Here is a 7,615-nt window from a genome sequence, read left to right as displayed (position 1 = left end):
CGAATTCCGCCGGGCAGACCAGGTTACCGACGTTCTCGATGATGACCAGGTCCAGGGTGGGCAGCTCCAGGCCCCCCACGGCGCGGTTCACCATGGGGGCGTCGAGATGGCACTCGCCGCCAAATCCGTTGCTGGTGTTCAGCAGTGACACCTGGGCGCCGCGACCCCTGAGCTTGGCCGCGTCGAGATCGGTGGCGATGTCTCCCTCGATCACACCGATCGCGAGCTCGCGGGCGAGTTCGTCGAGCGTGGCCGCCAGGATCGTCGTCTTGCCCGACCCCGGAGAACTCATCAGGTTGACGGTGCGGATCCCGTTGTTCTCGAACGCCGCCCGATTGGCATCGGCGAGAAGGTCGTTCTCGGCGAAGATCGCCTCCAGCACGTCGATGCGCTGCTTGCCCGTCCGGTATTCGCCGTGGTCTCCGTGCTCGTGCTCGTGCGTGTGCACGGTTCCGTCGTCGTGTCGATGAAACCTACCCATGATGAAAGCTAAACATTGCGAGCGCCTTTCACGTGACGTCCAACGAGGTCACCAGGAATTCGTTGCCGCGTAGCACCTCGACGTCGGAGCTGTCGCACCCCGGGCACCAGATCGACCAGGCCGACGTGATCTCCGAGCGCGCGCCGCAGGCCCGGCACTTCACTTCGGCGCCGACACATTCGAGTTCCAGCTCGGCGTCCGGCATGTCCTCGGCGTCCCGAACGAGCGTCCAGCAGAAGGACAGCGATTCGGGCACCACCTGACGAAGGGCGCCGACGCGCACGCGGACCACTTCGACATGCCGGCCGTCGGCGTGCGTCTTGACGACGCCGGCGATCGCTTCGCACAGCGACAGCTCGTGCATGAGGACTGTTCTACACCCGATCGGGCGTGATCGGTGAGCCCTACGTCGCGTTCTCGGCTCCGGGTGCGGCCAGGTTCCACTTCTCTTCGATGCGTCCGTAGCGCCACACGAGCAGGGCCACCGCCCAGGTGAAGACGAACATGCCGACGACGAGGAAGCCGACCGTGTTGAGATCCAGCTCGCCGAGCCACTTCCACAACGGCCCGCGCCAGCCGAGCTGGTCGGCGAACAGGCCCAGCAGCTCAACGCTGCCGATGACCAGAGCGACCGCTACCGACAGCCCGGTGATGGTGATGTTGTAGTAGATCTTGCGCACCGGGTTGGAAAAGGCCCAGCCGTAGGCGAAATTCATGAACGAGCCGTCGACGGTGTCGAGCAGGGTCATGCCGGCGGTGAACAGCACGGGCAGACACAGGATGGCGTACCAGGGCAGGCCGGCAGCCGCGCTGGTACCTGCGAGCACCAGCAGCGCGATCGTGGTGGCGGTGTCGAAGCCGACCCCGAACAAGAATCCGATCGGGTACATGTGCCAGGACTTCGTGATCGACTTGGTGAAGCGGCCGAGAAAACGATTGACCAGTCCGCGGTTGTCCAGTTGCCGCTCGAGTTCGGTCTCGTCATAGTCGCCCCGGCGTAACCGCGCGAACACCCGCAGGATGCCGACCAGGACGATGACATTCAGGATCGCGATCAAGTACAGGAACAAGCCCGAGACGCTGGTGCCGATCAGCTGGGTGTAGTGATGCAGCGCGGAGGAATCATCCTGGACGGGCCCGGCGATGCTTTTGATCCCGAGCGCCAGCAACAGCGCCAGGCCGAACACCACCGTGGAGTGGCCCAGCGAGAAGAAGAATCCGACGGCAAGCGGGCGCTGACCGTCGCTCATCAGCTTGCGCGTGGTGTTGTCGATGGCGGCGATATGGTCGGCGTCGAAGGCGTGCCGCAGGCCCAGGGTATAGGCCGTCAGTCCAACACCGACGCCAAATGCTTTGCCGCCCAAGCTGAGTTGCGCCGGTGCCACGAGCAGCACCAGGGTGAGCCAGCCGATCAGGTGTAGCGCGACGATGACCGCGAACATCGATGCCAAACGCCACCACTCCGCCGGGTCCAGCGCGCCGGCGAGCTTGGTGATCCACGACGGCCGTAGGTCGAGCTCGGTGTTGGCCACTGGGTTCCTTCCGGGATCGGGCAGGGAACAACCGGCACGACTTTAAGTGTCGCGGCCAGCTAGATGCAAGGTGGTTGCAAGAATCCACAAGGGTGAATTGGGTCGAAAACTGGCGATCCCCGTCGGCTGGCGCGACACTGAACGGGTGTCGCCTAAGCCCTCGGCGCTGGACCCGGCCGTCACAGCTCGGATCGGCGACTTCCTGCGCGCGCGGGGGTTGCGGCGGATGGCGTCGAGAATCCAGGTGCTGGCGGTGCTCGAGCCTGTCGACGGGCACCTGCCGGTGGCAGATATCCACAAGCGGGTGCGGGAGTGCCTACCGCCGGGCGCCCACGCGCCCGACGTCGCGACCATCTATCGCACGGTCACCACCCTGGTCGAGCAGGGGGTGCTGCACGCGTTGACCCTCGACGGCGGCGTCGCGACCTACGGGTTGGCCACCGCACCGCACCACCACGCCGTGTGCACGAGATGCGGCTCGATCAGCGAGGTCCCCGCCCGGCAGTTGAGTTCGGCGCTCGAACACGCGATGGCCGGTAGCTCGTTCGCGCTGTCGGACGCAGCCGGCCTGACGTTGCACGGCCTGTGCCCGCAGTGCCAGGACGGCAGGTCCGGCGCGCGGCCGCGGCGACGCTGAGCTCAGTACAGGTCCAGCAGCGCGTTCTCGATGACCTCGGGCAAGGCCGGGTGGATCCAGTACTGGCCGCGGGCTATCTCCTGGACGGTCTGCCCGAAGCTCATCGCCTGGATCAGCGGCTGGATGATCGACGACGCCTGGTGGCCCATGATGTGCACGCCCAGCAGGTGCCCGCCGTGTCGCTCGGCGATGAGCTTGACGATGCCGGTGGTGTCTTCCATCGCCCACCCGTAGGCGACGTCGCCATAGTCCTGGATCGCCACCGAGATATCGAATCCCTTTGCGATCGCCTGATTTTCGGTCAGTCCGACGATCGCAAGCTGGGGATCGGTGAAGACCGCCGACGGGACGTAGCGGTGGTCGGTCTTGGCCATCGACGCGGTGTCGTCCCAGTCGCACAACAGGTTGTGTCGCACGACCCGGGCCTCGTGGTTGGCGACGTGCTTGAGCTGGTAGGGCGACGACACGTCGCCGAGCGCGAAAACGTTACGCGCCGAAGATCGTTGGTATTCGTCGACGCTAACCCGGCCGTCCTCGAGTTCGACACCGGCCCGTTCGACGTCGAGCAGGTCGGCATTGGGCACCCGGCCGGTCGCGACCAGCAGCACGTCGGCGGTCAGCGTGCTCCCGTCGTCGAGTCGCAGGGCGACGCCCGAGCCGCGGTTGCTGCCGCCGACGACGGTGCGGCGGGTACGCAGTTCCCATTTGGCCGCGGCGATGCGGGTGAACCGTTCGCAGATGGTGTCGTCGCATTTGCGCAGCAGGCCGCCGCCGCGGATCACCAGCGTCACCCGGACGCCGAGTGCGGAGAAGATGTGCGCGAATTCGGCTGCCACAAAGCCGCTTCCGATGATCACCAGGTGCTCGGGCAGCTCGGAGATCCGCATGATGGTGTCGCTGGTGTGATAGTGCAGGCCGGACTCGAGGATGGCGGGGGGAATCACCGGTCGCGCTCCGGCCGCGATCACCACCTGGTCGGCGGTGAACTCGTCACCGTCGTTGGTGCGCAACAGATAGCGCCCGTCCGGTTGCACCGCCCCGAACCGGGTGTGAGTGGAGTACACGTCGATGTTGGGGGAGGAGAGCCGATGCTCCTCGCCGCTGAGCGAGATCGGATCAATCCGGCCGAAGATGCGAGAGACGATGTCATCCCAGCGCATTCGGTCGATATGCGCGTCGATGCCGAAGCGGGCGGCGTCCCGGATCGTCGTGGCGACCTCGGCGGCGTAGACGAACATCTTGGTGGGGATGCACCCGACGTTGAGGCAGGTGCCGCCGAAGACGCCCTGCTCGCAGAGCGCCGCGCGTTTGCCGGCGAAGCGGCCATCGAGAATCGTGTTGCCCGAACCGGTTCCGATGACCGCGATGTCGTACGTTTCCATATCTGTGTGGCCCGTCAGCCCTTCGTCGACGATGCGGATGCGTCGGTGCCGGCGGCGCTGAGGTAGCCGTCGAGCCAGAGATTCAGTTGCTGGTAGGCGATCTGGCGCGGTTGCGGCAGGGACAGGAAGACGTCGTGTTTGGCGTCGGTGACCGGGACGATGGTGCTGCGATTCCCGATGCAGCCGGCCCACCGGGCGATCTGGGTGACGTCGAGAACCGCGTCGCCGCAGTGCATGGACGTTGCGTCGGTGGTCTCTCGCACGCTGTGATCCGAACGCAGGATCAGATTCGGCACGCCGACGTCGAGGCCGCGATGCAGCCGGGCCTGGCCGCGCCGGATGGCATGCAGCCAGCCGAAGGTGATGGGGAAGCCGCCGACGGGCTTCCACTGCAGGTCGTAGTCGAACTCGCCGTGGTAGTCGCGGTGCAACGTGGTGCCGTAGCCACCCTCGACCGGTGACCGTGCCACACCCTTGGAGCGCATCCGAGACAGCCCGGCGATCAGTGCCGTCGTCGCGGAATGCCGCAGGATTGCCGGGCCCTGCAAGTCCAGGAATGGGCTGTTGAGCACCAGACCGCCGACACCGGCGTGCGCCGTGGGGTTGCGGCGGCGCAGCCGGTCCAGCCACAGCGACACGATGAGCCCGCCCGCGGAGTGCCCGTAGACCAGCACCTTGACGCGCTGGCCCGGGCGCGCCTGGGCGGTAATCGCGCTGAGCGCGCGTTCGAGTTCAGCATCGTAGTTGGCGAGGTCGGTGACGAAGTGGGGAGTCTGGTCGTCGCGCCGCGACCGGCCGCACTTGTGTAGGTCCAGCGCGTAGAAGGCGAACCCGCGGGCGGCGAAGTGATCGGCGACCTCGGTGTGGAAGAAGTAGTCGGTGTAGCCGTGCACGGCCAGGACCGCGTGGTCGACGGCGGCCTCGGGACCGCGTCGTATCAGGGTGGCGACGATGTCGCCCTCGCCGGCCGGATCGGAACCGAGCGGGATGGTGCACTGCCAATAATCCTGCAGGACATCGGGCACCCAGCCAGTCACCCCGCCCATCTCCCGGCCTTTCACCTCGCCAGCTTAGAGCTTTTGCTGCTCACCGGGAGGTGCATACCGTTCGGGCCCTGCCTACGTCGGGATAACCTTGGACCGGCACAGTCAAGGGAAGGATCAACGAACCGGTGTCGTCGCTAGCCAGGATCGCACGCACGGACGTCGTGCTGGTCGGCGCGGGCATCATGAGTGCCACGCTGGGTACGTTGCTGCGCAGGCTGGAGCCGGATTGGTCAATGACCGTCGTCGAGCGCCTGGACGCCGTCGCGGGCGAGAGCAGCAGCCCCTGGAACAACGCGGGCACCGGGCACTCCGCGCTGTGCGAACTCAACTACACCCCGGAAAACCCCGATGGCTCGATCGACATCACCAAAGCGGTGCGCATCAACGAGCAATTCCAGGTGACCCGCCAATTCTGGGCCTACGCCATCGAGAACGGCATCCTGACCGATCGCGGATTTCTCAACTCGATCCCACACGTGAGCTTCGTCCACGGGGCGCGCGGCGTCGACTATCTGCGACGCCGGCAGCGCGCGCTGGCGCCTAACCCTCTATTCGCCGGCGCCGAATTCATCGACGACGCGCAAGAGTTCGCCCGCCGCCTGCCGCTGATGGCGGCCAAACGCGACTTCGCCGAACCCGCGGCGCTCAATTGGGCTTCCAACGGAACCGACGTCGACTTCGGTGCGCTGTCGCAACAGCTGATCGGGTACTGCGTGCGCAACGGTGCCACGGCGCTGTTCGGTCACGAGGTTCGCAAGCTGGACCGCGAGTCCGACGGCAGCTGGACGTTGCTGATCCGCAATCGCCGCACCGGCGAAAAGCACCGGCTGAACGCCAAGTTCGTCTTCGTGGGCGCCGGCGGTGACGCGCTGCCGCTGTTGCAGAAGTCGGGCATCGACGAGGTCAAGGGCTTCGCGGGGTTTCCCATCGGCGGCCGGTTTCTGCGCACCGGCATCCCGGCGCTCACCGCCGGGCACCGGGCCAAGGTGTACGGAGTCCCGGCACCCGGCGCCCCGCCGCTCGGCGCGCTGCACCTCGACCTCCGATTCGTCAACGGCAAGTCGTGGTTGGTGTTCGGGCCGTACGCCGGCTGGTCGCCGAAGTTCTTGAAACACGGCCACGTCACCGATCTGCCCCGTTCGGTGAGGCCCGACAATGTGTTGTCGATGCTCGGAGTCGGCGCGACGCAGCTGAAGCTGGTCAACTACCTGATCGGCCAGTTGCGGCTCTCCGAACCGGACCGGCTGCGGATGCTGCGCGAATTCGTGCCCAGCGCAACGAGTTCCGATTGGGAGCTGACGGTGGCGGGCCAGCGCGTGCAGGTGATCCGGCGGGACCGGCGCAAGGGCGGGGCGCTGGACTTCAACACCACCCTGGTGGGCGCCGCCGACGGCAGCATCATGGGGCTGCTGGGCGGCTCGCCGGGGGCATCGACCGCCGTGGCCGCCATGCTCGAGGTGTTGGAACGATGCTTTACCAGTCGCTATCGGTCCTGGCGGCCCAGGCTACAAGAGATGGTGCCGTCGCTGGGGACCGAACTGTCGCTCGAGCCCGCGTTATATGACGAGGTATGGTCTTGGGGCACCAAGGCATTACAGCTTGAGCCCGAATCGGGGGTGCGATCGTGAATGTGGCTCTTCGGCGTATCTGGGCCAAAGACCTTGATGCCGCGACTCTTTACGAGTTGCTGAAGTTGCGGGTCGAGGTGTTCGTCGTCGAGCAGGCCATTCCGTACCCCGAGTTGGACGGCCGCGACCTGCTCTCCGAGACGCGGCACTTCTGGCTGGAAACGCCTGAGGGCGAGGTGATCTGCACATTGCGCTTGATGGAGGAGCACGCCGGGGGTGCGAAGGCCTTCCGGATCGGCCGGCTGTGCACCAGGCGGGACGCGCGCGGCCAGGGCCACACCACCCGGTTGCTGCGTGCCGCATTGGCCGAGGTGGGTGATTACCCGTGCCGGATCAACGCGCAGACCTACCTTGCCGACATGTACGCCCAGCACGGGTTCGTCCGAGACGGCGACGATTTCGTCGACGACGGCGTTCCGCACGTGCCCATGCTGCGCCCCGGCTCCGGCCTGGCGGAGAAGCCGTGAAGCCGTACCCGTTCAGCGCGATCGTCGGGCACGATCAGTTGCGACTTGCGCTGTTGCTGTGCGCCGTCCGTCCGGAAATCGGCGGGGCGCTGATCCGTGGCGAGAAGGGCACGGCCAAGTCGACGGCTGTTCGCGGGCTAGCCGCGCTGCTGTCCGCGGCGACCGACAGCGACGCCGGTCTGGTCGAAATGCCGCTTGGCGCAACCGAAGACAGGGTGATCGGCTCGCTCGACCTGCAGCGGGTGCTGCGCGACGGCGAGCAGGCGTTCGCGCCGGGACTGTTGGCCCGCGCGCACGGCGGCGTGCTCTACGTCGACGAGGTGAACCTGCTGCACGACCATCTGGTCGACGTGCTGCTCGACGCCGCGGCGATGGGACGGGTGCACATCGAACGCGACGGCATCTCGCATTCGCACGAGGCCCGGTTCGTGTTGATCGGCAC

9 protein-coding genes are annotated in these 7,615 nt (G+C 66.6%); 4 read left to right on the top strand and 5 right to left on the bottom strand.

Annotated elements, in window-relative coordinates:
* The 3 genes from hypB to JOZ00_RS19920 form a co-directional block, all read right to left on the bottom strand.
* Positions 1-481 (bottom strand): hydrogenase nickel incorporation protein HypB (gene hypB / locus JOZ00_RS19930; protein WP_293346835.1); only part of this gene is annotated, 481 nt, incomplete at its 3' end.
* 28 nt (positions 482-509) lie between these two features.
* Positions 510-845 carry a hydrogenase maturation nickel metallochaperone HypA gene (locus JOZ00_RS19925; protein WP_293346832.1) on the bottom strand — a complete coding sequence of 112 codons (336 nt, stop codon included), beginning with the start codon at positions 843-845 and terminating at the stop codon, positions 510-512.
* A 40-nt stretch (positions 846-885) separates the two neighbouring features.
* The gene (locus tag JOZ00_RS19920; protein ID WP_293346829.1) at positions 886-2,013 is read right to left on the bottom strand and encodes a HoxN/HupN/NixA family nickel/cobalt transporter; all 1,128 of its coding nucleotides are present in this window, start codon (positions 2,011-2,013) and stop codon (positions 886-888) included.
* A 145-nt stretch (positions 2,014-2,158) separates the two neighbouring features.
* Between JOZ00_RS19920 and JOZ00_RS19915 the strand changes: the two genes are divergently transcribed.
* Positions 2,159-2,650, top strand: a complete 492-nt coding sequence (locus JOZ00_RS19915; RefSeq protein WP_293346826.1) for a Fur family transcriptional regulator — start codon at positions 2,159-2,161, stop codon at positions 2,648-2,650.
* Between the two features lie 2 nt (positions 2,651-2,652).
* On the opposite strand, the gene mtr is transcribed toward JOZ00_RS19915, so the two are convergent.
* Both mtr and JOZ00_RS19905 read right to left on the bottom strand, forming a co-directional pair.
* On the bottom strand, positions 2,653-4,032 hold the full coding sequence (gene mtr / locus JOZ00_RS19910) for a mycothione reductase (protein WP_293346823.1): 1,380 nt from the start codon (positions 4,030-4,032) through the stop codon (positions 2,653-2,655).
* 14 nt (positions 4,033-4,046) lie between these two features.
* Positions 4,047-5,069, bottom strand: coding sequence for an alpha/beta hydrolase (locus tag JOZ00_RS19905; RefSeq protein ID WP_293346838.1), 1,023 nt, complete (start codon positions 5,067-5,069; stop codon positions 4,047-4,049).
* A gap of 134 nt (positions 5,070-5,203) precedes the next feature.
* Between JOZ00_RS19905 and mqo the strand changes: the two genes are divergently transcribed.
* The 3 genes from mqo to JOZ00_RS19890 form a co-directional block, all read left to right on the top strand.
* The gene (gene mqo / locus JOZ00_RS19900) at positions 5,204-6,706 is read left to right on the top strand and encodes a malate dehydrogenase (quinone) (protein ID WP_293346820.1); all 1,503 of its coding nucleotides are present in this window, start codon (positions 5,204-5,206) and stop codon (positions 6,704-6,706) included.
* Positions 6,703-7,173, top strand: coding sequence for a GNAT family N-acetyltransferase (locus JOZ00_RS19895; protein ID WP_293346817.1), 471 nt, complete (start codon positions 6,703-6,705; stop codon positions 7,171-7,173). Before mqo ends, JOZ00_RS19895 begins: the two co-directional genes overlap by 4 nt.
* On the top strand, positions 7,170-7,615 hold a 446-nt coding region (locus JOZ00_RS19890; RefSeq protein ID WP_293346814.1), incomplete at its 3' end, for an AAA family ATPase. The genes JOZ00_RS19895 and JOZ00_RS19890, both read left to right, overlap by 4 nt.

It is taken from the genome of Mycobacterium sp. (assembly GCF_019243155.1).
Lineage (GTDB): Bacteria > Actinomycetota > Actinomycetes > Mycobacteriales > Mycobacteriaceae > Mycobacterium.
Note: the sequence above shows the minus strand (reverse complement) of the source record. Positions and strands in the feature narration are given on the sequence as shown.

Bases quoted from the DNA above. Each gene is read 5' to 3' on its own strand.
- JOZ00_RS19925 (WP_293346832.1), bottom strand. From the start codon at position 845: ATGCACGAGCTGTCGCTGTGCGAAGCGATCGCCGGCGTCGTCAAGACG.
- mtr (WP_293346823.1), bottom strand. From the start codon at position 4,032: ATGGAAACGTACGACATCGCGGTCATCGGAACCGGTTCGGGCAACACG.